Raw genomic sequence first — 918 nt, forward strand, 5'->3', positions numbered from 1 at the left:
TGGACTCCGTCATCAGCCTCAGCTCCTGCTTGTCAGTAGCATCCGCCGCCACTGTCAGGAAGCGGAGCGTCATGCCGCCGGTAACAGCTCCGATTGAGGTGGAATCCACCATCTCGTCAAACGGGAAGTCATACTTCCCATAGCGGTATTTCTTCTGCATGTAGATATCGCCGAAAATCATCTGCCCAATACGCTCCACGATCTTGGCGGTATCCACGGATGTATTCGCGATGTCGCGTGCAATATCCTGCTCCTCATCAGTTAAGAAGATATAAGCGTCACCGCGGCGGTCAATATAGTTCTGGCTTTTCAGACGGTCGAGAGACTTCTGCACAACCTGCCGAAGCTCGATCTTGTCGGTACAAATGTCATCCGCCATGAGAATGACGATGTTATCGAGATTAGCCTTTACATCATCGATGTACCGGATCAGATAGAGAAGCTTCAGTACTTTGACGTCATAATCCTCAATTCCATCATGATTATCGGCGGCCTTCTGGCAGCGCTCAATCACGCGGCGGATCGAACCGTCAAGGAAGGAATGCACGCTGTCATAGAACGGGTAAAGAGGAGCAATCGCATGCTCATCCTTATTCTCGATAGACCTTGCCACAATCTGAAATCCGTCGAGCATGGAACGCTCTGCACCGGAGTAGTGTTTTCCGGCTGCGCCGTGCTTCCGGATTTCGGAGAAAATCTTCTGGATCAGAATGAACTGATACGGCACAAACGGATAATTCACAACGAATTCCTCCGCGCCGCTGTAGCCTTTGATATCCAGAACAGAATCCGTAAAACTGAAGAGATTCTTCAGCACATAGTCATTGCGGTCATAGAGATCCCGGAGAACAGTCTTTGCTTCCGGCTTCTTTGTCAGGAGTCGTTTCTGGATGACTTCATCCACGGCAGAAGAGGACA

General features: G+C 50.1%; 1 pseudogene. It reads right to left on the reverse strand.

From position 1 onward, the window contains the following. Window positions 1-918 (reverse strand): annotated as a pseudogene (locus M3200_RS08780) (hypothetical protein); the annotation flags it as partial.

Source organism: Dialister sp. CAG:357, from assembly GCF_000435155.1.
GTDB lineage: Bacteria > Bacillota > Negativicutes > Veillonellales > Dialisteraceae > Dialister > Dialister hominis.